This window comes from Streptomyces sp. NPDC001070 (assembly GCF_053598835.1).
Genome location: NZ_JBSFLB010000015.1, coordinates 124,095 through 146,751 on the forward strand (window position 1 = coordinate 124,095; position 22,657 = coordinate 146,751).

General features: G+C 73.4%; 20 protein-coding genes. 9 read left to right on the forward strand and 11 right to left on the reverse strand.

Features of this window, described 5'->3' with window-relative positions:
- Positions 1-18: 18 nt before the first annotated feature.
- A complete protein-coding gene (gene ppk2 / locus ACWDAS_RS19930) occupies positions 19-915 on the forward strand; it encodes a polyphosphate kinase 2 (RefSeq protein WP_450392412.1) in 897 nt (298 codons plus the stop codon).
- 311 nt (positions 916-1,226) lie between these two features.
- Here ppk2 and ACWDAS_RS19935 read toward each other — a convergent pair whose 3' ends face one another.
- On the reverse strand, positions 1,227-1,688 hold the full coding sequence (locus tag ACWDAS_RS19935; RefSeq protein ID WP_450392414.1) for a hypothetical protein: 462 nt from the start codon (positions 1,686-1,688) through the stop codon (positions 1,227-1,229).
- A 90-nt stretch (positions 1,689-1,778) separates the two neighbouring features.
- Positions 1,779-3,860 (reverse strand): putative Ig domain-containing protein, encoded by a 2,082-nt coding sequence (locus ACWDAS_RS19940; protein WP_450392417.1) that lies wholly within the window; start codon positions 3,858-3,860, stop codon positions 1,779-1,781.
- A gap of 630 nt (positions 3,861-4,490) precedes the next feature.
- Between ACWDAS_RS19940 and ACWDAS_RS19945 the strand changes: the two genes are divergently transcribed.
- The 3 genes from ACWDAS_RS19945 to ACWDAS_RS19955 all read left to right on the forward strand — a co-directional run bounded on the left by ACWDAS_RS19945 (position 4,491) and on the right by ACWDAS_RS19955 (position 7,200).
- Complete coding sequence (locus ACWDAS_RS19945) at positions 4,491-5,423, forward strand: putative protein N(5)-glutamine methyltransferase (protein ID WP_450392420.1); 933 nt, start codon at positions 4,491-4,493, stop codon at positions 5,421-5,423.
- 292 nt (positions 5,424-5,715) lie between these two features.
- The gene (locus ACWDAS_RS19950) at positions 5,716-6,177 is read left to right on the forward strand and encodes a transglycosylase SLT domain-containing protein (protein ID WP_450392422.1); all 462 of its coding nucleotides are present in this window, start codon (positions 5,716-5,718) and stop codon (positions 6,175-6,177) included.
- A 222-nt stretch (positions 6,178-6,399) separates the two neighbouring features.
- A complete protein-coding gene (locus tag ACWDAS_RS19955; protein ID WP_450392425.1) occupies positions 6,400-7,200 on the forward strand; it encodes a maleylpyruvate isomerase family mycothiol-dependent enzyme in 801 nt (266 codons plus the stop codon).
- Positions 7,201-7,253: 53 nt separating this feature from the next.
- Here the strand turns inward: ACWDAS_RS19955 and ACWDAS_RS19960 are convergent, their stop codons facing one another.
- Positions 7,254-8,198, reverse strand: a complete 945-nt coding sequence (locus tag ACWDAS_RS19960; RefSeq protein WP_450392428.1) for a GlxA family transcriptional regulator — start codon at positions 8,196-8,198, stop codon at positions 7,254-7,256.
- A 70-nt stretch (positions 8,199-8,268) separates the two neighbouring features.
- On the opposite strand from ACWDAS_RS19960, the gene ACWDAS_RS19965 reads away from it, so the two are divergent.
- The 4 genes from ACWDAS_RS19965 (at position 8,269) to ACWDAS_RS19980 (ending at position 11,873) form a co-directional block, all read left to right on the forward strand.
- Positions 8,269-9,225, forward strand: a complete 957-nt coding sequence (locus tag ACWDAS_RS19965; RefSeq protein ID WP_450392431.1) for an NADP-dependent oxidoreductase — start codon at positions 8,269-8,271, stop codon at positions 9,223-9,225.
- Between the two features lie 113 nt (positions 9,226-9,338).
- Entirely contained in the window at positions 9,339-10,061 is a 723-nt protein-coding gene (locus tag ACWDAS_RS19970) for a Clp protease N-terminal domain-containing protein (RefSeq protein WP_450392433.1), read from the forward strand.
- 64 nt (positions 10,062-10,125) lie between these two features.
- Entirely contained in the window at positions 10,126-11,382 is a 1,257-nt protein-coding gene (locus tag ACWDAS_RS19975) for an SLC13 family permease (protein ID WP_450392581.1), read from the forward strand.
- A 5-nt stretch (positions 11,383-11,387) separates the two neighbouring features.
- On the forward strand, positions 11,388-11,873 hold the full coding sequence (locus ACWDAS_RS19980; RefSeq protein ID WP_450392435.1) for a universal stress protein: 486 nt from the start codon (positions 11,388-11,390) through the stop codon (positions 11,871-11,873).
- A 7-nt stretch (positions 11,874-11,880) separates the two neighbouring features.
- Here ACWDAS_RS19980 and ACWDAS_RS19985 read toward each other — a convergent pair whose 3' ends face one another.
- The 8 genes from ACWDAS_RS19985 to ACWDAS_RS20020 form a co-directional block, all read right to left on the reverse strand.
- Positions 11,881-12,174: an RNA polymerase sigma factor gene (locus ACWDAS_RS19985; protein ID WP_450392437.1), complete on the reverse strand. Its 294-nt coding sequence runs from the start codon at positions 12,172-12,174 to the stop codon at positions 11,881-11,883.
- Between the two features lie 45 nt (positions 12,175-12,219).
- Positions 12,220-13,068: a class II glutamine amidotransferase gene (locus ACWDAS_RS19990; protein ID WP_450392440.1), complete on the reverse strand. Its 849-nt coding sequence runs from the start codon at positions 13,066-13,068 to the stop codon at positions 12,220-12,222.
- Between the two features lie 42 nt (positions 13,069-13,110).
- A complete protein-coding gene (locus tag ACWDAS_RS19995) occupies positions 13,111-15,540 on the reverse strand; it encodes a SpoIIE family protein phosphatase (RefSeq protein ID WP_450392443.1) in 2,430 nt (809 codons plus the stop codon).
- A gap of 133 nt (positions 15,541-15,673) precedes the next feature.
- Positions 15,674-16,204: a hypothetical protein gene (locus ACWDAS_RS20000; protein ID WP_450392446.1), complete on the reverse strand. Its 531-nt coding sequence runs from the start codon at positions 16,202-16,204 to the stop codon at positions 15,674-15,676.
- Entirely contained in the window at positions 16,201-17,670 is a 1,470-nt protein-coding gene (locus ACWDAS_RS20005) for an ATP-binding protein (RefSeq protein WP_450392450.1), read from the reverse strand. The genes ACWDAS_RS20000 and ACWDAS_RS20005 overlap by 4 nt, the downstream gene beginning before the upstream one ends.
- Positions 17,667-18,347 (reverse strand): response regulator, encoded by a 681-nt coding sequence (locus tag ACWDAS_RS20010; protein WP_450392451.1) that lies wholly within the window; start codon positions 18,345-18,347, stop codon positions 17,667-17,669. The genes ACWDAS_RS20005 and ACWDAS_RS20010 overlap by 4 nt, the downstream gene beginning before the upstream one ends.
- A gap of 17 nt (positions 18,348-18,364) precedes the next feature.
- Complete coding sequence (gene murJ / locus ACWDAS_RS20015) at positions 18,365-20,041, reverse strand: murein biosynthesis integral membrane protein MurJ (RefSeq protein ID WP_450392454.1); 1,677 nt, start codon at positions 20,039-20,041, stop codon at positions 18,365-18,367.
- Complete coding sequence (locus tag ACWDAS_RS20020; protein ID WP_450392457.1) at positions 20,038-21,234, reverse strand: lipid II:glycine glycyltransferase FemX; 1,197 nt, start codon at positions 21,232-21,234, stop codon at positions 20,038-20,040. Before ACWDAS_RS20020 ends, murJ begins: the two co-directional genes overlap by 4 nt.
- Before the next feature lie 226 nt (positions 21,235-21,460).
- On the opposite strand from ACWDAS_RS20020, the gene ACWDAS_RS20025 reads away from it, so the two are divergent.
- Positions 21,461-22,657, forward strand: coding sequence for an Ig-like domain-containing protein (locus ACWDAS_RS20025; protein WP_450392459.1), 1,197 nt, complete (start codon positions 21,461-21,463; stop codon positions 22,655-22,657).

Here is a 22,657-nt window from a genome sequence, read left to right on the forward strand (position 1 = left end):
CCGGAGGTGAGAGGCGGTATGACGACGCTCCCGCACCCCGCGGACCTGGATCTGCTCGCCGGGATGCAGGTCGACTACACCGACCAGGACGACCCCGTGCTGATACGGCCGGACGGCACCCCGGTCGAGACGTGGCGCGAGAACTATCCGTACGACTTCCGCATGGAGCGCAAGGAGTACGAGTGGCACAAGCGGCTGCAGCAGATAGAGCTGCTGAAGCTGCAGAGCTGGATCAAGGAGACCGGCCGGCGGCTGGTGATCGTCTTCGAGGGGCGCGACGCGGCCGGCAAGGGCGGGACGATCAAGCGCTTCACCGAGCACCTGAACCCGCGCGGGGCCCGGGTGGTCGCCCTGGAGAAGCCCACCGAGCGCGAGCGCGGGCAGTGGTACTTCCAGCGGTACGTGGAACATCTGCCGACCGCGGGGGAGATCGTGCTCTTCGACCGGTCCTGGTACAACCGGGCCGGCGTGGAGCGGGTCATGGGCTTCTGCACGGACGACGAGTACCAGCGCTTCATGCGGCAGGCGCCCGGCTTCGAGCGGATGCTGGTGGACGACGGCATCGACCTGGTGAAGTTCTGGTTCTCCGTGTCGCGCAACGAGCAGCGCACCCGCTTCACCATCCGCCAGGTCGACCCGGTGCGGCAGTGGAAGCTCAGCCCCATGGACCTGGCCTCCCTGGACCGCTGGGACGACTACACCGAGGCGAAGGTCGCGATGTTCCGGGAGACGGACACCGAGCAGGCGCCCTGGACGGTGGTCAAGAGCAACGACAAGAAGCGGGCCCGCGTGGAGGCGATGCGCAGCGTGCTGGGCCGCTTCGACTACGGCGACAAGGACGTGGAGGTCGTGGGCGTGCCCGACCCGCGGATCGTCGGCGCCGCCGCGAATCTGCTCGAGGCCGGCGAGGCCTGAGGCACTCCCCCGAGACCCCTGGACGATTCATCCCGTCCCCGGCTCCGGGACGGGATGAAACATCCACTGGCGAGGGCTTGCGCCGTGGTATCAACGTCCACATTCAGCCCTGGACCTGGGGTGATTCCCCCCTTCCCGCGCACCGCGTGCTGTGCGGCGCGGGTGGTGTGAGCGCATGCGGGCCCGGACGCCGGACTCGCCGGGACGTCCGGCCGCACCAGGGACTTGCCGTTGCCCGCCGGCCCGAAGCACTCCGGGTCGCCCGCGTCGTACCAGTGGCCCTCGACAACCTTCCTGCGTGGCGGGCGTGTTCAGCCATTGGCGACCCGCACGGTGACGGTCCACTCCCGCAGGCCGAGGCAGGCCACCTGGTCGGGGGCGGTCGGCGTGGCGCACAGCGGCCGGGAGGAGCTGAGCCGCGCCGTGCCGGGGGCGGTGGCACGGTAGGCGGCGATGGTGTCGCCGCGGGGGGCGCCGATGCCCGCGTTGACCGGGGTGAGGGCGCTGCCGTCGGCGGTGACGGGCGACCACGGGCGGTCGGGGGTGCCGTCGAGGGTGATGCGGATCGTGCCTCCGGTCGTGACACACAGGGTGCGGCCGGTGTCGGCGGCGGTGAGGACGGCCTCGGCGGCGCAGGCCTGCCCCGTGGTCGCGCCGGAACCGGCGCTGCCACCGGCACTCGGGCTCGTGCTCGCGGGGCCGCCGGACTGTGTGCCGCAGCCGGCGAGCAGGAGTGCGGTCGCCGCGACGGCCGCAGCTGTCGAAAGACGCATGGATGGCCTCCTTTCCCCTTTGACGTGTCACGGGCGCAAAAGGGTCCCGGCCGCCTCGCGGCGGCCGGGACGTCCCGCGGGGAGGCGGGGTCAGCCCGTGGTCAGGGCGGTGTCGTCGACCACGAAGCTGGTCTGGAGGGAGGAGTCCTCGGTGCCGGTGAACTTCAGGGTGACGGCGGAGCCGGCGAAGGAGGACAGGTCGAAGGTCTTCTGGGTGTACCCGGTGGCCTTGTTGAGGTTGGAGTAGGTCGCCAGGGTGGTGGACCCGGCGGTGACGGTCAGCTTGTCGTAGGCGGTGGTGGTGGTCGTCTCGGCGGTGTCGACGTGCAGCCAGAAGGTCAGCGTGGCCCGGCAGCCGCTCGGGACGCTCACGGTCTGGGAGAGCGTGTCGGTGTGGGCGGAGCCGTAGCCGTCCAGCCAGGCCTTGTACGAGCCGCCGTGGGCGGCCTCACCGCTGTCGCTGGTGATGACACCGCTGGACGCCGTCCACGTGGTGGCGCCGGACTCGAATCCCGGGTTGCCGAGCAGCTGGGCCGCGGTGCAGGTGCCGCCGCCGGCCGGGGAGACGGTCCAGCCGAAGGACGCGGAGCCGGAGGCGCCGGTGCCGTCGGCGGCGGTGACCGTGGTCTGGTAGGTGCCGGCGGTCGTCGGGGTGCCGGAGATCAGGCCGGTCGAGGCGTTGACGGACAGTCCGGCGGGCAGGCCGCTCGCGCTGTAGGTGAGCGCGGCCCCGGCGCTGTCGGTGGCCGAGATCTGCAGGCTCTTCGGGGTGCCGACGGTCGCGGTCTGGCTGCCCGGGTTGGTGACGCTGACCGTGTTGCCGCTGCCGCCGCCGTTGGTGAAGGCGGTGACGCCGTTCGGGGTGCCGAGGCCGGTGGGGCCGTCGTAGCCGGCCTTGCCGGTGCACAGGTACGAGCCGGAGCAGCTGCCGTTGGCGCCGGTGGTCACGTCGTACAGGTTGGCGGTGTGGGCGTACGGGTACGACGCCGGGTTGGAGCCGGAGGCCGGGGCGCCGGCCAGGGCGTACACACCCGCGATGAGCGGCGCGGAGGCGCTGGTGCCGCCGTAGACCGCCCAGCCGGAGCCGCCGTAGGTGTCGTAGACCGCGACACCGGTGGCCGGGTCGGCCACGGCGGAGACGTCGGCCACGGTGCGCTTGGCGCAGCCGGTGTCGGTCTGCCAGGTGGGCTTGGTGTCGTACGCGGAGCAGCCGGAGCCGGTGCCGTCGCCGCCCGCGCTGGTGCCCCAGACCTTCTCGGACCAGCCGCGGGTGGTGGAGGCGGTGGTCAGGGAGGTGCCGCCGACGGCGGTCACGTAGCGGGAGGCGGCGGGGTACTCGGCGCCGTAGCCGGAGTCGCCGGCGGAGACGGTGATGGCGACGCCGGGGTGGTCGAAGTAGGCGCTGTCGTACGAGGGGTCGGCCGACTCCTCGCCGCCGCCGTAGCTGTTGGAGACGAACTTCGCGCCGAGCGCCACGGCCTCGTTCACGGCCGTGCCGAGGTCCTCCATGCTGGCGGAGTTCGCCTCGACCAGCAGGATGTTGCAGCTCGGGCAGGCGGCGCTGACCATGTCGAGGTCGAGGGCGATCTCACCGGCCCAGCCGCTGTCCGGCGTGGGGAGGCCGGTGGTGCTGCCGGTCTGGCTCACCTTGCGGAAGCAGCCGTTGGCGACGGTGCAGGCCGAAAGGCCGTACTGGGAGCGGTAGGTGGCCAGGTCGGTGGCGGCGTTGGGGTCGTCATAGGCGTCGACGATGGCCACGGTCAGGCCGGAGCCGCCGGTGGAGGGCAGGTTGTAGGCGCTGTGCAGGTTGGCCGGGCCCAGGCCGGACGGGGTGGCCTGGGGCGAGAGCGTGTTGTCGCGCTTCATCGCGATGTCGGTGCGGCGCTGCGCGAGGCAGCCGAAGTGGCCGGCGGCCGGTGCGCCGCACAGGTGCTTCGTCGGTACGTCGGCGCCCGCCTTGCCGGTGGAGTGCACGGTCTGGGCCGCGGGGGACTGCAGGGCCCGGGCGTTCTGCGCGTCCCGGGTGGTGGGGGTGTGGGGGGCGGCGGCCTGGGCGGCCGGTCCCGCGGCGAGCAGGCCGGTGACGGCCAGGGCGAGCGCCGGCAGGGCCGCGGTCAGTGTTCTTCTCAGTCGCTTCAGCGGCTGTGCGGGTCGGTGTGCAGAGGGGTGCACGGGGTGCCTCCGTCGATTGCCGGGAGTGGGGGTGTCGCGGCGTGGTGCGGGTGGCGCGGTGCGTCGGGCTGCGGCGGCCAGGGTGTGGGTGCGGTCATGTGCATGACATACGAACACGCGTAGACAGCCCCTGGGCTGCGGCTGCGGTGGACGAGGATGTGGGAACGCGCTGAAGTTAAGCGAGGCCGCCGGGGCGCGGACAGCGGCCGGGAGAGATCTTTACCGCTGCTTGAGGCGGGTTTGCCCGGACCGAGACGGGACCCCTCGACCGCTGGTCCGCGGGCCGGATTTCCCTAGGGTTTTCCCTGTATGCCCGGCCCGTGCCGCGCGCTCCTTGGCCTTGTCGCGACGTCAAGGTCTCTACTGGCCATGCGCATCGGAGAACTCGGTGCTCCCGCGACGGCCCGCGTCCTGCGCTTCCACGCCGACGACCCGCGCGCCGCCGTCATGGCCCTGGGGGTGGGCGCGGCACCGGAGGCTCGGGTAACGTTGCCGTCTCCAGCAGTGGACGTACCGAGGAGGTGAGACCCATTACCGCCATGTCAGGTTGGGTGCTCTCTCCCGGCGGCCCTGCGGTCCGTCCGGCCTAGGCGACCGGGAGAGCGCCCCGCGGCGCCCCGAAAGGCCCTCATGTCCTCAGCCTCGCCTGCTTCTTCCAGCCCCTCCTTTTCCGGTTCGACCGATTGTTCCACTTCTTCCGCTTCTTCTGCTTCATCAGGATTGTCCGCTCCGTCGATCGTTCCCGTGCTCCGGGCCGCCGGCTGCGTCTTCGCCGAGGACGAGGCCCGGTTGCTCGTCTCCGCTGCCCGCACCCCCGCCGAACTCGCCGCCATGGTGGAGCGGCGGGTGGCCGGCCTGCCGCTCGAACACGTCCTGGGCTGGGCGGAGTTCTGCGGTCTGCGGATCGCCGTCGGCCCCGGGGTCTTCGTCCCGCGCCGCCGTACGGAGTTCCTCGCCCGTGAGGCCGCCCGGCTCGGGCGCGCCCTGGACCGGCCGGGCGCCGTGGTCGTCGACCTGTGCTGCGGCTCCGGCGCGGTGGGCGCCGTGCTGGCCGCCACGCTCGACCGGCCCGAGCTGCACGCCGTCGACATCGACCCCGCGGCCGTCGCCTGCGCCCGCCGCAACCTCGCCGCGGCGGACGGCCGCGTCCATGTCCACCAGGGGGACCTCTATGACCCCCTCCCCGCGGAACTGCGCGGTCGTGTCGACGTCCTGGTCGCCAACGCGCCCTACGTCCCCACCGGGGCGGTCGGTCTCCTTCCCCCCGAGGCCCGCGACCACGAGCCCCGCGTCGCCCTCGACGGCGGGGCGGACGGCCTCGACATCCTCCGGCGCGTCGCCGCCGCCGCGCCCGCATGGCTCGCGCCGGGCGGTCACCTCCTCTTCGAGACCGGTGAGGAGCAGGCACCGTCCGCTGTCGCCGCGGTCGGCCGGGCCGGGCTGGAGGCCCGGGTGGCCGTGTCGGGGGAGCTGCACGCGACGGTCGTCATCGCGGGAGCGGCCGGAGGACGGCCGGACGGGGCCGGCGGCGCGGGCGGGCGGGGAGATCGTCGCCTTGCGTGAAAACTCCGTATCTCCGCGTCAATAAGCCGAGTATTTCGTGACGCAGGCCACATGGCCTGCGTCACGCAATGGGTGATTTGTCCGGGTCTGCGTGTGACGTAGCCGATATGGCGTGCGCCACTTTCCGGGCCCCTTAGTAGACGACGCCCCCGAATCCCCTTCCCACGCCTGAGCGGCGGGACTTTCGTCCCTGGTCCCACAACTAATCCCCTTAGTAATTGGGGTGCATTGACCCGGGGATTTAAGTCGGCCAACAATTCATGGCGTACCCCACGGAAGAGGAATTACTCGAATGCAGATCTCCGCAATGTCGAAGCTCAACCGCGTGGCCAAGGCCAAGAAGATCACTCTCGGTTGCGCTGCCGCCAGCGTCGCCGTCGTCGCCGGTGGTGTGGCCATGGCCCCCACCGCCTCGGCCGCCCCCACCGCGCAGTCGGGCTCCGTCAACACGTGGATCAACGAGTCCCTGAAGGTGATGCGCGCCCACGGCATCCCCGGTTCCTACTACGGGATCTACAAGAACCTGATGCGCGAGTCCTCCGGTAATCCGCAGGCCATCAACGGCTGGGACTCCAACGCGGCCAAGGGAATTCCCTCCAAGGGCCTGATGCAGGTCATCGACCCGACCTTCAAGGCCTACCACGTCCCCGGTACCTCGTGGAACATCTACGACCCGGTCGCGAACATCACCGCCGCCTGCAACTACGCGGCGCACGTCTACGGCACGATCGACAACGTCAACTCGGCGTACTGATCACCGGCGCACAGACGCTATCCAGGGAACGCCCCCGGCGGCCACGGCTGCCCGGGGGCGTCCCCTTTTCCCTTCCGGCATTCCGCTCCCGGTTTCGCGGACCGGGTTTCGCGGACCGGTTTCCGGCCGTCCGGCGCTGCCGCCCCGGCATTCCGCGTCCCGGCCGGTCCGCCGTCCCCCGGGCCTGGACAGACGCACGATGCTGGTCCACGCTGTCCGACCATGACCGTCGCCCCTGACCGCCCGGCCGAGGCCGAGGCCCTGCACGCCGTCGCCGAGGACATAGCCGCCCTGCTGCGGGCGTGCCCGGACACCTCCGTACCCATTCCCGGTGCCGAGTGGACGATCGGCGAGGCCGCGGCGCACCTGGTGCTCGCCAACGAACTGATGGCCGCCCTGGCCGAGGGCCGCGAGCAGCCCTACGGCGACGGCACCCCCGGCAGTCTCGCCGCCGCGAACGCCGCCTCGCTCGCCGCCTTCCCCGAGCGCGACGGCCGGGCCCTGGCGGACGGCATCGTGCGGCACGCCCGCGCGTTCACCGACGCGGCCGCGAGCCACGCGCCCGACATGCCGGTGGTCACCCCGCTCGGCCCCATGGACCTGGCCACGCTCGGCTCGTACCTGCTCACCCACATGCTCGGCCACGGCTACGACATCGCGGTCGCCCTGCGCCGGCCCCACATGATCGACCGCGAGCGGGTCGCCCGGTCCATGCCGTTCCTCAGGACGGCCATGCCCCGGGTCGTCGACGAGCGGTCCGCGGCCGGCTTCAACGCCTGCTACGCCCTGCGCGTCCCCGGGATCACCCGCTTCGCCGTCACCTTCAGCGACGGTGCGGCCAGCGTCACGGACGAACCGCCGCGCCGCCCCGACTGCACGATCACCACCGAGCCGGTCACCTTCTTCCTGATCGCGCTCGGCCGCCGGGGTGCCACGGCCGCCATGGCCCGCGGCAAGATCGCCGCCTGGGGCCGCCGCCCCTGGCTCGCCCCGCGCTTCCCCACCCTCTTCACGGCCCCCTAGCCGGCACCCGCAGGCGCGGGCCGGTCGCCGGACAGGCACGCCAGTGCCATGGCTCAGCGGGCGGCGGCGGTCCGGAAGGTGCGCCGGTACGCCAGCGGGGAGACCCCGATGGCGGCGTGGAGGTGCTGCCGCAGCGAGGTCGCGGTGGCGAAGCCCACCTCACCCGCGATGCGGTCGACCGGGAGGTCGCTGGACTCCAGCAGGTGACGGGCCCGGGCGACCCGCTGCTGGATGAGCCACTTTCCCGGGCTCATCCCGACCTCGTCCCGGAAGCGCCGGGCGAAGGTCCGCAGGCTCATCCGGGCGTGCTCGGCGAGGTCGTTCAGGGTGAGCGGCAGGTCGAGGTGCTCCAGTGCCCACTGGCGGGTCGCCGCTGTGCCCGCGTCCGTGGTCTCCGGCACGGGCTGCTCGATGTACTGGGCCTGGCCGCCGTCCCGCCAGGGCGGTACGACGCAGCAGCGGGCGACGAAGTTGGCCACCGCGCTGCCGTGGTCGTTGCGCACCAGGTGCAGGCAGACGTCCACGCCGGAGGCGGCGCCGGCCGAGGTGAGGATGTCGCCGTCGTCGACGAAGAGCACGTCCGCGTCGAGCGCCACACCGGGGAACATCCGCCGGAAGCGGTCGGCCAGGGCCCAGTGGGTGGTGGCGGGGCGGCCGTCCAGCAGGCCCGCGGCGGCGAGCACGAAGGCCGCCGTGCAGATGGACACGATGCGCGTGCCCGGCCGGATCATGCCCAGCGCGGCGGCGACCGGGGCGGGGAGCTCCTCGGTGATCCGGGTCAGGTCGTACGGCGGGATCACGACGGTGTCGGCGGTGGCCAGCACCTCGGGGCCGTGCTCGACGGCGACCGAGAAGTCGGAGTCGGTGCGGACGGGCCGGCCGTCGGCGGTGCAGGTCAGCACCTCGTAGCGGTCCCCGGCCGAGCCGAAGACACGCTTGGGGATCCCCAGCTCGAAGGGGTACACGCCGTCGAGGGCGAGGACGACCACACGATGCATGGCACGATCGTATCGGATGATGGCAATCAGGCCATTTTCTCGTGCGGCACCCGTCGGCACGCTGGAGTCCATGACCGAAACACACCGTCACACCATGCGCGCGATCACCCAGGACGTCCTCGGCGCCCCCGAGGTGCTGCGGGAGGCGGAGCTGGAGCGCCCCGTCCCCGGCGTCGGCGAGCTGCTCGTCCGCGTCCACGCCGCGGGGCTCAACCCGACCGACACCAAACACCGGGAGACCGGCCTCTTCCTCGGGCGGCCGCCGTTCGTCCTCGGCTGGGACGTCTCCGGCGTCGTGGAGGAGACCGGCCTGGGTGTCACCCTCTTCAAGCCCGGCGACGAGGTCTTCGGCATGCTCCCCTACCCGCACGGTGCGGGCTCCCACGCCGAGTTCGTCACCGGGCCCGCCCGCGCCTTCGCGTCCAAGCCGTCCACCGTCGGCCATGTCGAGGCCGCCGCGATCCCGCTGGTGGCGCTCACCGCCTGGCAGGCCCTCGTCGACACCGCCGGCCTCCGCCGGGGGCAGCGCGTCCTGATCCACGCGGCCGCCGGCGGCGTCGGCCACGTCGCGGTCCAGATCGCCAAGTCCCGCGGCGCCCACGTCATCGGCACGGCGAGCGCCGCCAAGCACGACTTCCTGCGCGGCCTCGGCGCCGACGAGGTGATCGACTACCGCACGACCGACTACGCCGAGGCCGTTCGCGACGTGGACGTCGTCCTCGACCCGCTCGGGGGGTCCGAGGCCGTCCGCTCGCTGCGCACCCTGCGCGAGGGCGGGCTGCTCGTCACCATCCTCCCGATCGGTCTGCCGGAACTCCTCGCGGAGGCCGGGCGCCTGGGCGTGCGCGCCGCCGGCATGATCGTCGAGGCCGATCACGCCGGTATGGCCGCGATCGCCCGCCTGGTCGAGGACGGCGCGCTGCGCGTCACGGTCGCCGACACCTTCCCCCTGTCCGAGGCCGCCAAGGCACACGCCTCGCTGGAGACCGGGCGTACGACGGGGAAGCTGGTCCTCACCGTGCGCTGACGGGCCCGCGGTCCGGGCGCCGGTCCCGCGGTGGATCTCCGGCGCCCGGACGGCCGGCGCGCCATCGTCAACCTGTGGTTGACGATGGCCCATCGTCAACCTATCGTTGACGCATGACGCAGCAGATCCGGCTCGACGACCTGATCGAAGCCATCAAGAAGGCCCACCCCGACGCCCTCGACCAGCTCTCCGACGCCGTCATCGCCGCCGAGCACCTGGGTGAGGTCGCCGATCACCTCATCGGTCACTTCGTCGACCAGGCCCGGCGTTCCGGCGCCTCCTGGACCGACATCGGCAAGAGCATGGGCGTGACCAAGCAGGCCGCCCAGAAGCGCTTCGTCCCCAAGGACCCCGGGGGATTCCCCGACCTCGACCCCTCGCAGGGCTTCGCGCGCTTCACCCCGCGCGCCCGCAGGGTCGTCATGGCCGCCCACGGCGAGGCCAAGACCGCCCGCAACCCCGAGGTCCGCCCCGAGCACCTCGGTCTCGGCCTGCTCAGCGAGCCCGAGGCCCTCGCCGCCGCCGCGATCACGGCGCAGGGCATCACCCCCGACGCCTTCCGCGCCGCCCTCACCGCGGCCCTCCCCCCGGCCGTCGACGAGGTCCCCGAGGTCATCCCCTACGACCTCGCCTCCCGCAAGGTCCTCGAACTCACCTTCCGCGAGGCCCTGCGGATGGGCCACAACTACGTCGGCACCGAGCACCTCCTCCTCGCCCTCCTGGAACTCGAGGCCGGCGAGGGGCCCCTGACCTCCCTCGGCATGGACAAGCCCACCACCGAGGCCCACATCATCGAGGCGCTGGCCCGGATCGTGGCGGCGCGCGAGCAGCAGTGAGCGGGTCCCGGGTGGGGCGTGATTCCATGAGGGGCCGTTCCCGCCCCACCCGGGAGGAACAACCCTGAACACCGCGTTCGCCGAGGCGCTGTGCGTCGCGCTGCTGCTCCTCGTACTCGCCGGGGCGGTGATCCGGCCGTTCGGGCTGCCGGAAGCCGTGGTCGCGGTGCCGGCCGCGGCGGTGGCCGTGGGGAGCGGGGCGATCTCGCCGGCGCACGCGGCGGAGGAGGCCGCGCGGCTGGGTCCGGTGATCGGGTTCCTGGCGGCGGTGCTGGTGCTCGCGAAACTCTGCGACGAGGAGGGCCTGTTCCGGGCCGGCGGGGCGTGGATGGCCCGGGTGGCGGCGGGGCGGCCGCGGCGCCTGCTCGGGGCGGTGTTCGTGCTGGCCTCGGTGGTGACGGCGGCGCTGAGCCTGGACGCCACGATCGTGCTGCTGACCCCGGTGGTGTTCGCCACCGCCGCGCGGCTGGGGGTGCGGCCCAAGCCGCATGTGTACGCGTGCACGCACCTGTCGAACACGGCCTCGCTGCTGCTCCCGGTCTCGAACCTGACGAACCTGCTGGCGTTCGCGGCCAGCGGGCTGAGCTTCACCCGCTTCGCCGGGCTGATGGTGCTGCCGTGGCTGGCGGCGATCGCCGTCGAGTACGTCGTGTTCCGCCGCTGGTTCGGTGGTGACCTGGAGGCCGCCGTCCCGGTCCCGGACGGCGCGCAGGCACCGCCGCTCCCGATGTTCGCGCTGGTCACGGTGGTGTGCACGCTGGCCGGTTTCGTCGTCACCCCGGCGCTGGGCGTGGATCCCGCGTGGGCGGCGGCGGCCGGGGCGCTGGTGCTGGCCGTACGGGCGCTGGCGCGGCGGCGGATGACGGTGGGCGGTGTGGCCGCGGCCGCCGGGGTGCCGTTCCTCGCGTTCGTGCTGGCGCTGGGCATCGTGGTCCGGGCGGTGGTCGACAACGGCCTCGCCGACGCGCTCGGCCGGATCGTGCCCGAGGGCACCGGGCTGCCCGCCCTGCTCGGCCTCGCGGCGCTCGCCGCCGTACTGGCCAACCTGATCAACAACCTGCCCGCCGTACTGGTCCTGCTGCCGCAGGCCGCCTCCGCCGGGCCCGGCGCGGTGCTCGCCGTCCTGCTCGGGGTGAACATCGGCCCCAACCTCACCTACGCGGGCTCGCTGGCGACCCTGCTCTGGCGGCGTATCGTCCACCAGCACGAACACGACGTGGACCTGAAGGAGTTCACCGTCCTCGGCCTGCTCACCGTGCCTGCTGCGCTGGGCCTGGCGGTGGTGGCACTGTGGGGTTCGCTGCACGTCCTCGGAGGCTGATGCCCGTGATCGTGACCGCCTGGATCGCCGAAGGCACCTGGCCCGCCTGCGTCGACGCCGTCCGCACCCACGCACCCGGGACCGCCGACGTCGTCCTGCTGCACGTCAGCGGCCCCGACGTCCCCGGTCTGGCGCACGCCGCCTACGCCGGGCTGCTGGGCCGAGGGCACCCGGAGAACGATCCGGGCACCCGGCTGGAGGGCCTGGGTGCGGACTCCGCGAGCCGGCTGCTGGAAGCCGCCGCCGAGCGCCTGGGCCGCCCGTGCCGCCGGGTGGAGCGGTCGGGGCGGGTGGAGCGGGAGGTGGTCGCCGCCGCGGCGGGGGCCGATCTGCTGGTGATGGCCCGCGACGGCGACCTCGCGCGGCTGGGGCCCCGCAGCCTCGGTCCGGCCACCCGCTTCGTCGTGGACCACGCGCCCTGCCCGGTCCTCCTGGTGTGGCCCGCGGCCGCACCGGACGTCGGAACGCTTCCGCCGCCCCCGCCCCACTGACCCGGGCTCAGCCCGCGGCGCCGGGCGGCTGCTTGAGGCCGTCCACGACGGACCGGGTCAGCACCGTGTTGGTGAAGGCGACCGTGCCACGCGGCATGATCCCCTCGGGGTCCGCTCGACCTGGACGGAGCGCTCGCCGAGGAGGACACGTGAAGGCCGCCGCCATGACGTCCCCGGCGACCGGCCGGTCGGCGGTCAGCCGGAACGCGTGGTTGTGGACGGTACGCGCGTACGCGTCGAACAGTTCCGCGAAGGCGGCTGGGTCCCCGTCCCGTACCCGGGTCCGTACATGAGCGGTCACCTCTGTCGGCTGTCCGGCCGTTCCCGGCGGGTTCCCATGCCTGCGTCACGCGGCGACGCCGTCGGGGGCCACCGGCACGAAGGGGAACAGCTCGTCCTGGCCCGGCCGTACGACCCCGTAGGTGCTCTCCGGTACCTCGTGCCAGGCGTCCGGCAGGTCACCCAGGGGCTCGGACACCACGAGCCGGGTCTCCTCCGACACGCCCTGCAGGAACCACAGGTCCGGGTGGAGTTCCCGCAGGGAGTCCACCTTGCTGCTGTAGAACAGCGACCGCGAGCGGTGCTCGCTGGAGTAGCGGAAGGCCCACAGGCTCTCGCCGTCGGTGACCGCCACCGTCATCTGTATCGGGAACTCGACGCCGTGCTCGTGGCCGGTCCGCTCCACCAGCCCCGTCATCCTCGAGACCGCGCCGGGCACGTCCTGGTCCATGCCGAGGGTGAGCGCGAGGAAGAACAGCACCTCGGAATCCGTCGAGCCCTCCATGCAGGAGAAGAGCGCCGGGTCCACGGCGAGCGCGAGAGTGCGGCGCAGCCGGTGGAAGTCGGTGACCGCGCCGTTGTGCATCCACAGCCAGCGGCCGTGCCGGAAGGGGTGGCAGTTGGTCTGCTGGATCGCGGTGCCCGTGGACGCCCGTACGTGGGCGAAGAACAGCGGCGAGGTGACGTGGTGCGCGATCTCCCTCAGGTTGCGGTTGTTCCACGCGGGCCCGATGTCCCGGATGATCGCCGGGGTGTCCAGGTCACGGGCGTACCAGCCGATGCCGAAGCCGTCGCCGTTGGTCGTCTCGACCCCCATCCGGGAGTGCAGGCTCTGGTCGATCAGGGAGTGCTGCGGCTTGTAGAGGATGTTGTCGAGCAGCATGGGCGTGCCCGAATAGGCGAGCCACCGGCACATGAGCACCATTCCCTTCCGCGGGCCCGTCCGCGGGCCCCATCCTCAGCCCCCGACCAGGGCGACCTCCGCCCAGATCGTCTTGCCCTCCTGGGTGTGACGGGTTCCCCAGCGCTCGGTGACCTGGGCCACGAGCAGCAGTCCGCGGCCGCCCTCGTCGAAGACCCGGGCCCGGCGCAGGTGGGGCGCGGTGCCGCTGCCGTCGGAGACCTCGACGACAAGAGTGCAGTCGTGGATGATGCGCAGCCTGATCGGCGGGGTTCCGTACCGGATGGCGTTGGTGACGAGTTCGCTGACCACCAGTTCCACGGTGTACGTGACGTCCTCCATCCCCCATTCCGCCAGTCGGCGCGAGACGCCTGCGCGGATCCCCGCCACGGCCGCGGGCTCGGCGGGCACGTCCCAGCTGACGACCTGGGATGCGTCCAGCACCTTGCTGCGGGCGAGGACCAGGGCGACGTCGTCGTCCGGGGGGTCGGGGACGAGGCCCAGCAGGGCGTCGCAGACGGTCTCCAGCGACCGGGCGGGCCGGGAGAGGGTCTGGCGCAGGCGTTCCGTGCCCGAGTCGACGTCCCGGTCGGGGGTGGCGATCAGGCCGTTGGTGTAGAGGAGCAGGAGGCTGTCCGGGTCGAGCTCGCGCTCCGCGGTCTCGAAGGGCAGCCCGCCCAGTCCCAGCGGGGGCCCCGGCGGCACGTCGAAGAGCTCCGCGGTGCCGTCGGGCGCGGTCAGGACCGGCGGGGGGTGACCGGCGCTGGCGGCGGTGCAGCGCCGTGAGACGGGGTCGTAGACCAGGTACAGGCAGGTGGCGACGAGGTCGGTGACGACGTTCTCCCCGTCGGGCTCGGTCACCTCCTCGGCGGCGAGGTGGGCGACGAGGTCGTCGAGGTGGACGAGGAGCTCGTCCGGCGGCAGGTCGACGTCGGCGAGGGTGCGCACGGCCGTCCGCAGCCGCCCCATGGTGGCGGAGGCCCGCAGTCCGTGGCCGACCACGTCGCCCACGACCAGCGCGACCCGGGCGCCGGACAGCGGGATCACGTCGAACCAGTCGCCGCCGACCCCGGCGCCGCTGCCCGCGGGAAGATAGCGCGAGGCGACCTCCACGGCGTCCTGGCGGCCTAGCCGCTGCGGCAGCAGGCTGCGCTGGAGGGCGAGGGCGGTGGCGCGTTCCCGGGTGTAGCGGCGGGCGTTGTCGACGGCGACGGCGGCCCGGGCCCCGATCTCCTCGGCGACCTGAAGGTCGTCCTCGCTGAAGGGTTCGGGCCGCCGGTGCCGGGCGAGCACGGCGACGCCGAGGGTGATCCCGCGGGCCCGCAACGGGATGATCATCACCGAGTGGATCCCGTAGCGGCGCAGGACCGAGGCACGTCCGGGATCTCCCGCGGCCCAGGCGTCGAGGGCGCGGTCCACGGTGCTGTGCAGCGAGGGGCGGCCGGTGACGAGGGAGCGGGTGGGCGGGGAGTCCTCCGGGTAGTGGTCCAGTTCCCCGGTCGTGATCACGGACTCGGGCAGGCCGGGCAGGACGGACTGCTGGGCGGCGCGGCGCAGGGCGACGAGGGCGGGGTCGGCGTCCTTGGGCTCCACCCCGCGGAACAGCGGGTCGAGCAGGTCGACGGTGACGAAGTCGGCGAGCTTGCCCACCACCACGTCGGCCATCTCCTGGGCGGTACGGCCCACGTCCAGGGTGCTGCCGATCCGCGTGCTGACCTCGTTGAGCAGGGCGAGCCGCTCCCGGGCCAGGTACTGCTCGGTGGTGTCGACGGCGGTGAGCTGGACGCGGGGTGTGCGCCGCAGCGGATCGGTGAGCGCGGAGAGCATGATCGTCCAGGAGCGCGGTCCCGGCGCCGACCGTGAGCGGACGCGCAGGTGCAGGTCGTGCGACTCGCCGGTCGCCAGGACGCGCCGGACGCCCTCCTCGACCGCCTCTCCCGCGTGGCCCGGCAGGATCTGCGAGGGGCGCCGGCCGCGCATCTGCTCCTCGGAGCGCCCGGCCTCGCGTTCCATGCCCTTGCTCGTGCGCAGGGTCCGCAGCTCGCTGTCGAAGATCGCCATGGGCAGGGCGGACTGGGCGAAGGCCTCCTCGATCACGCTGTCCACCGCGCCCCAGTTCCGCCGGTCCACCGGTGAGACCACGATGAGCCGCTGCGGCCTGCCGTGGCTGTCCAGCGACGGGTAGACCCGCACGGACACGTCCAGGTGGCGGCCGTCCCGGCGGCGCAGCACCGATCTGCCGCCCCAGCCGAACGGCATGGCGAGGAACCACTCGGTGCTCCGCTCGGCGTCCGAGCCCAGCAACCGGCCGGCCGGCCGGCCCACGACCTCGTCGTGTCCGTACCCGAGCAGCCGCTCCGCCTCGCTGCTCCACCCGGTGATGATGCCGTGAGCGTCGATCACGGCCGTGGCGGGGACGGCCGGATCGGGCCGGGGACGGAGGCCGGCGTCGAAGTCGTCGTCGAGGCTGGAATCTCGCATCGCCATCCGTCGCCGTTCTCGCCGGTCCTCACCCGGCCCCCTCCAGGACGCGGCCGCCTGGGCCCCCCTCCACTTCTACCGCTCCTGGCCCGCGCCCGCAGGTCGGCGGCGGGTGCCGCGCCGCCCGTGGCGGGTCGGGTCAGCCCGTGGGGAGGGGGACGATCCCGGCGCAGCGCGCGGGCGGGAGCGTGCCGTCCCGGCCGGTGAGGGTCACCTCGGCGTCGCCGTTGCGGGCCTCGGCGTAGGCGGTGGTGCAGATCAGCTGGCTCACGGCGCCGTCCTTGAGGTCCCGCACCGGGAACGGGAGCGTGACCCGGACGGTGCCCAGGGACGACGCGACGTCCACGGGGCCGCCGGAGACGGGCAGCCCGGTGGTCAGACCGGCCGCGCTCTCGTCGGGACGAGGGCCTTGCAGCAGCGCGGAGAGCAGCTTCGCGGTCTGCACCGGCGGGGCGTGCTCGTCGTACACCCCGGTGTCCCGGAGTACGGGGGTCGGCCGGCCCTCGGGGGAGAGGAAGAACAGCAGCAGCCGGTTCGCGGTGTCGGGGTACACGATGGTGGTGGCGGGACCGCCCGCCTCGACCACCCCGGACTCCGGCACCCCGCAGCCGGCGAGCAGCGCGGCGGCCGCTGCGGCGCAGACGGCCGTCGCCACCGGCGGGCGCCTCATGTGGCCGCCTCCCCGGTCGTACGGGGTGTCCCCAGCGGCATCCGCACCGTGAGGACGGCCCCGCCCCGGGGGCCGTTCGCGGCCCGGACCGTGCCGCCGTGCAGACGGACGTTCTCCAGGGTGATGGCGAGGCCGAGACCACTGCCGGCGGAGCGGGTGCGGGCCGCGTCGGCCTTGTAGAAGCGGTCGAAGACGTGCGGCAGCACGTCCGGCGCGATGCCGGGGCCGCTGTCGGCGACCTCGACGACGAACCGGGCCTCCTCCCCGCCGTGGGCCTCGGTGTGCAGCCGCACCTGGACGGGGGCGCGGCCGTGGCGCAGCGCGTTGCCGACGAGGTTGGCGACCACGACGTCGAAGCGCCGCGGATCCAGCCGGGCCCGGATGCCGCCGGGCAGTTCGGTGACGACCTGCTCGGGATCGGTCCAGTGCCGGATCGCCAGGGACTTGCGGACGGTCTCCGCGACGTCGACCTCGTCGGTGTTGAGCTCTGCGGCCTTCGCGTCGAAGCGGGAGATCTCGATCAGGTCCTCGACCAGGACTGCGAGTTTGCCGGTCTCGGCGCTGATGAGGCGGACGGCGGCGGCGGTGTCCGGGGCGAGCCGGTCCGCGTCCTCGTCCAGCACCTCGGTGACCGCGAGCATCCCGGCGAGCGGGGTGCGCAGTTCGTGCGAGACGTCGGAGGCGAAGCGGCGGGCGCGGGCCTCGGCCCGGCGCAGTTCCTCCACGGACCGCTCGAGCTGCAGCGCCGACTCGTTGAAGGTGTGGGCGAGGTCGGCGAGTTCGTCGTCGCCCTTGACGGGGATGCGGGTGTCGAGCTCGCCGCGGCCCATGCGCTGGGCCGCCTTGCGCAGGTCGCGGACGGGACGGAGCACGCTGCGCGCGGCGAGCAGGGCGGGGACGAGGGCGATGGCCAGGGCCGGGAGTGTTCCGTCGCGTGCCGCGGTGAGCATGGCCTCGACGTTGTCCCGCTCGGTGGTCAGCGGCATCACGGCGTACAGCACGAGTCCGCTGGGCCGGGCGGAGGCGCCGGTCCTGAAGACGGTCGGCACGGCGATGGTCAGCCACGGGGTGCCGTTCTTGTCGACCCGCTGGAAGACCCCGTCGGGGCGGGCCAGCGCGGCGCGGCGCAGTTCGGGGGTGATCACCGTGGAGACGGGACTGGTGCCGGAGGAGACCCGCATCGACCCGTACTCGGCGAACACCACCCAGGTGCGCGGTTTGCCCTTGCGGGCCATGTCGCGCAGCGACTGCTGGAGCACCTCGCGATTGGGCGGGAGGGCGGTGACGAGGGCAGCGGCCTGCTCGCGGAAGGAGGAGACGGCGGTGTCCTGGGCCTGTTCGAGGATGGCGTTGCGCGCCTCGCGGTAGGTGAGCGCCGCGGTGGTGCCCGCGCTGACCGCCGTGACCAGCAGGAAGGCCAGCACGAGCCGGGTGCGCAGCCCGAAGCGGGCTCTCCAGCGGATCACAGCGGCCCGAAGCGGTAGCCGAAGCCGCGCAGCGTCTGTATGTAGCGGGGGCTGCCGGGCACGTCCTCGATCTTGTTGCGCAACCGGCGGACACAGGCGTCCACCAGCCGGGCGTCCCCGTGGTAGCTGTGCTCCCACACGTGCTCCAGCAGCTGCTGCCGGCTGAAGACCTGTTCGGGCGCGGCGGTCAGGTACAGCAGCAGCTTCAGCTCGGAGGGCGCGAGCGCCAGGCGCTGTCCGGACTTGGCGACGCCGAGCCCGGTGCGGTCGATGGCGAGGTCGCCGTGGAACTCGACGGCGGGCCGCCCGCCGGGTTCCTCGATGCGGCGCAGGACGGCCCTGATGCGGGCCTCGATCACCTCGGTGCGGGCGGGTTTGACGATGTAGTCGTCGGCCCCCGCCTCCAGCCCCACGACGACGTCGAAGTCGTCGCCGCGGGCGGTCAGCATGATGATCGGCAGCTGGCTCGTCTCGCGTACCTGGCGGCAGACCTGGACGCCGTTCATACCGGGGAGCATCAGGTCGAGCAGCAGCAGATCGGGCTGGAACTCCGCGACGGCGGCGAGCCCGGCCTCGCCGGTCGCGGCGGCCCGTACCTCGTGCCCGCGACGGCGGAGGCCGAGTTCGACACCTTCACGCACGGAGGGGTCGTCTTCGATCAGGAGTACGCGTGGCATGAGCGGAGTATCGCAACTCATGATGCACGGCGCCGAGATTTGTCGATCACGGTCCGCAGGGCGGCCTCGACCTCGGTCAGCCGCAGCGGCCGCGCCGCGATCGCGAAGGCCAGCGCGATGACCAGTGTTCCGGCCACCGCCGCGGCGAGCGGGCCGGCCGGGGCGGCGCGGTCGGCCGCCAGCCGGCCGAGCACGGCGGCGGGGACCGCGGCGAGCAGCAGCCGGGCCAGCGCGCCCGCGGTCGGCGAACGCCACGGCCCTCGCGCCCGGTCCGGCGCCCCGAGCCTGCGGTCCAGCACGTACGCGGTGACCGCCCAGCCCGCGAAGAGCGCCACCGAGTACGCCACGGCCATGCCGGTGACCGCCCAGCGCGCGGGCAGCAGCCGGTAGGCGGCGACGGACAGGCCCGCGTTGAGCCCACAGATCACCAGGTTGAGCAGGAAGGGCGTCCGGGTCTCGCCGAGCGCGTAGAAGGTGCGCGACAGCACGTACTGACCGGAGAAGGCGACGAGCCCGGGGGCGAAGGCCACCAGCGCGTTCGCCATGATCGCGACATCGGCGGCGTCGGTCCTGCCGTGCTCGAAGACCAGGGCCATCGCCGGCCCGGCGAGCGCGAACAGCGCGCACGCGGCCGGCACCACGACGGCGGAACTGCTGCGCAGCGCGTAGGAGACGTCCCGGCGCACGCGCCCGGGGTCGCCGTCGGCCGCCGCTGCGCTCATCCGCGGCAGCAGCGCGGTGACCAGCGAGACCGTCACGATGCCGTGCGGCACGGCCCACAGCAGGTAGGCGTTGTTGTACGCGGTGAAGCCGGCGCCGCCGTCGATGCCGAGGGCGGCGGCCCGCTGCCCCGCGGACGTCGCGAGCCGGGTCACCACCCAGTACGCGATCTGGTTGGTGAGCACCAGCAGCACCAGCCACCCGGCGGAGCGCAGCGGCCGGGCCAGCCCGCTGCCCCGCCAGTCGAACCGCGGCCGCCAGCGGAAACCGGCCGACCGCAGCGACGGCACCAGGGCCAGCGCCTGCACCGCGATGCCGGCCGTGGTGCCCCAGCCGAGCAGCGCGGTCTCACCGGCGGTCAGCCCGCCGCCGGTCCCGGCCGTGGCCAGGTAGAGACCGAAGACGGCGATGACGACGACGTTGTTGAGGACGGGCGTCCACATCATGGCGCCGAACCGGCCCCGGGCGTTGAGCACCTGACCGAGCAGCGTGAACAGGCCGAGGAAGAAGATCTGCGGCAGGCAGGAGCGGGCGAAGGCCACCGTCGTCGCCGCCTGCGCCCCGGTGTAGCCGGTGTACGCGGCCACGATCGCCGGGGCGGCCAGCACGGCCGCGGTCGTGATCAGCAGCAGGGCGGCGGTGCAGACGGTGAGCAGCCGGTCGGTGTAGGCGGCGCCGCCGTCCTCGTGCTCCTTGGCGGCCCTGACCAGTTCGGGCACGAAGACGGCGTTGAGCGCGCCGCCCAGCAGCAGCATGTAGACGATCGTGGGCACGGAGTTGCCGACCGAGTAGCCGTCGGCGGCCAGTCCGATGCCGAGCGCGGCGGCGACGACCGCGGACCGGACGAAGCCGGTCGCGCGGGAGACGACGGAACCCGCGGCCATGACGGCGCCGCTGCGCAGCACCGAGGGGGCGGCGGAAGCGGGGGCCGGGGCGGCCGCGTCGGCGGGGCGGGCCGCCGCGGGAACGCTCACCGGCGGGCCATGTAGAGCTGGAACGCCCGGTAGAGCGTGTGGTTGGCGGTGCCGTCCAAAGCCGTCTCCCATTCCCCCAGGGTCTCCACGACCTGCCCGCCGGTGCCTAGCTTCCATCGCATGAGACCGAACGCCCGGTCCTCCGGGTCGAGTGTGGAGGGTACCCCGCGCATGTCGTACTCCTGTGCGCCCTGGGCGTGGGCGTCCCGCAGCATCCGCCACTGCAGGGCGTTGGAAGGACGGACCTCGCGGCGGTGGTCCGCGGAGGCACCGGTCTGGTACCAGACCCGCCGGCCCACCGTGATCATGGTGTGGGCGGCCAGGATCTCGCCCTCGTGACGGGCCAGATAGAGCTTCATACGGCCCGGCTGCTCGGCGTTGAGCGCCGCGTACTGGCGCTGGAAGTACTCCAGCGAGCGGCCCAGCCGGAAGCCGTCGCGCTCCTCGGTGATGCGCAGCAGCCGGTGGAAATCGGGGAGTTCGGCCGCGCCGCCCACGGTCACCTCGACGCCCGCCTTCCGGGCCCGCCGTATGTTGCGCCGCCACTCCTGGTTGAGCCCCGACCACAGGTCGTCGGCGGAGCGGCCGGCCAGCGGGATCCGGAAGACATGGCGCGGCTGGGCGTCCGCGTCCCCGTCGTCGCCCGGGCCGTCGCCGCCGCAGCGCCGCCAGCCGCGGGCCCGCAGCCGCTCGGCCACGACCGTGCCCAGCGGGTCGACCTCGCAGGCCAGGACGTCGGACAGCCGCCGCCCGAGGCCGGTCGCCGCCTTCAGCGCGGCGGCGTCCCAGCGGCGGTGGGCGGGTGACGGGCCGATGCGCACGGCGAAGGCCCCCAGGCCCCGCAGGTGGCGCAGCAGCGGCGTCAGCCAGTCGTCGATGCCGGGATCGGCCCAGTCGGCGACGGGCCCCTCGGGCAGGTACGCGAAGAACTTCCGCGTCCCGGGGAACTGGCGCAGCAGCACCAGCGCGACCCCGCTCAGCTCCCCGGCGCCGGGGCCGCCGCGCCGGCCCCAGCCGAGCAGATGGGCCCGCCAGCCCGGCTTGACCCGGGCCCAGGACGGGCACTGCAGAAAGCCGGGGCCGAGCGCCGAGCCGGTACGGGACGCCAGGAAAGAGCGGTACGTCTCGGTGTCGACCGGCCCGAGCCAGGCCTGCCGGGGGCCGCAGCCCGCCGTCACGAGCAGCGCTGACACTGCGCCTCCCTGGGGTGTGGTCGGTGGGAACGCAGGAAGGCTCACAGCCGTCCGTGACGGCCCCGCGCGGCGAATGTGACCGGACGATGACCGTTCCTGTGCAGCTGCTGTCACACGGCTGTCAGGCCGTCCGCCACCGCTTTCCGCGGCCTAGAGTCCCCGGGGTCAGGCCGCTTCCCGGCCGCTTCCCCGTCCTTCCCGGAGGTCTTCGTTGTCCCGGAAACGTGTGGGCCCGATACGCCAGGCACGCCTGCGCACCGCCGCCACGGCGGCCGCCGCCGCGCTGACCGCCCTGCTCACCGCCTGCTCGGGCGCTGCGCCGGCCGCTACCCACGCGGCCGGCGGCGAAGGGCAGGAGAAGGAGCGGCCGGCGACCGTCACCGTCACACCCCACGGCGGGCGGGTGCGGGCCGGCGAGCCCGTCCGGGTCGTCGCGCGGGGCGGCACCCTCACCGCGGTCACCGTCACCGGGCCCGGTGGCGGGCTGACCGGAACCCTGTCCACGGACCGCCGCACCTGGACCTCGGACCGCAACGTCGTGCCCGGCGCCTCGTACACCGTCGAGGCCGGCACCCGCACCGCCGGCGGCACCACCGGGAAGGCCGAGTCCAGCTTCACCACCGCCGCCGCGGGCAAGGTCAACAAGGTGGACTGGCGGCCCGGCGACGCCACCACCGTGGGCGTGGCCCAGCCGATCTCCCTGGTCTTCGACAACCCGGTGACGGACAAGGCCGCCGTCGAGAAGCAGCTGGAGGTCACGACCTCCAACGGCACCGAGGGCTCCTGGGGCTGGCTGACGGACTACTCCGGCCGGGACCGCGTGGACTGGCGCCCCAAGGACTACTGGCGGCCCGGCACCAAGGTCACCCTGAACGCCCGCCTGAACGGCACCGACTCCGGCACCGGCGGCTGGTTCGTCCGCGACTACAAGGCCGGCTTCACCGTCGGGGCCCGGCAGGTGGTCAAGGTCGACCTCGACAGCAAGCGGCTCGCCCTGCAGCGCGACGGCCGGACGGTGCGCACGGTCCCGGTCTCCGGCGGCACCCCCGGCCCCAACACCGGTTCCTGGCGCGGCACGGCGGTGGTGCTGGCCAAGGAGGGCACGGTCCGGATGAACTCCGAGACCGTCGGCCTCGGCAAGTCCTACGACGAGATGGTCGACGACTCGATCCGGCTGACCTGGTCCGGGATGTACGCGCACGCCGCCCCCTGGAACGCCGCGTTCTTCGGCCGGGCCAACCGCAGCCACGGCTGCGTCGGGATGAGCGACGCCGACGCGGAGTGGCTGTACTCCCAGGTGCGCGTCGGCGACCCCTTCGAGATCAAGGGCGCCGAGGCCAAGGGCACGGTCGCCGCGAACAACGGCTTCGGCGACTGGAACCTCGACTGGGACCAGTGGCGGGTGAAGAGCGCGCTGCACTGA

Bases quoted from the DNA above. Each gene is read 5' to 3' on its own strand.
- ACWDAS_RS19970 (WP_450392433.1), top strand. From the start codon at position 9,339: ATGACGCAGCAGATCCGGCTCGACGACCTGATCGAAGCCATCAAGAAG.
- ACWDAS_RS19950 (WP_450392422.1), top strand. From the start codon at position 5,716: ATGCAGATCTCCGCAATGTCGAAGCTCAACCGCGTGGCCAAGGCCAAG.
- ACWDAS_RS20000 (WP_450392446.1), bottom strand. From the start codon at position 16,204: ATGAGGCGCCCGCCGGTGGCGACGGCCGTCTGCGCCGCAGCGGCCGCC.
- ACWDAS_RS19990 (WP_450392440.1), bottom strand. From the start codon at position 13,068: ATGTGCCGGTGGCTCGCCTATTCGGGCACGCCCATGCTGCTCGACAAC.
- ACWDAS_RS19935 (WP_450392414.1), bottom strand. From the start codon at position 1,688: ATGCGTCTTTCGACAGCTGCGGCCGTCGCGGCGACCGCACTCCTGCTC.
- ACWDAS_RS20010 (WP_450392451.1), bottom strand. From the start codon at position 18,347: ATGCCACGCGTACTCCTGATCGAAGACGACCCCTCCGTGCGTGAAGGT.
- ACWDAS_RS19945 (WP_450392420.1), top strand. From the start codon at position 4,491: ATGTCCTCAGCCTCGCCTGCTTCTTCCAGCCCCTCCTTTTCCGGTTCG.
- ACWDAS_RS19960 (WP_450392428.1), bottom strand. From the start codon at position 8,198: ATGCATCGTGTGGTCGTCCTCGCCCTCGACGGCGTGTACCCCTTCGAG.
- ppk2 (WP_450392412.1), top strand. From the start codon at position 19: ATGACGACGCTCCCGCACCCCGCGGACCTGGATCTGCTCGCCGGGATG.
- ACWDAS_RS19965 (WP_450392431.1), top strand. From the start codon at position 8,269: ATGACCGAAACACACCGTCACACCATGCGCGCGATCACCCAGGACGTC.
- ACWDAS_RS19955 (WP_450392425.1), top strand. From the start codon at position 6,400: ATGACCGTCGCCCCTGACCGCCCGGCCGAGGCCGAGGCCCTGCACGCC.
- ACWDAS_RS19995 (WP_450392443.1), bottom strand. From the start codon at position 15,540: ATGGCGATGCGAGATTCCAGCCTCGACGACGACTTCGACGCCGGCCTC.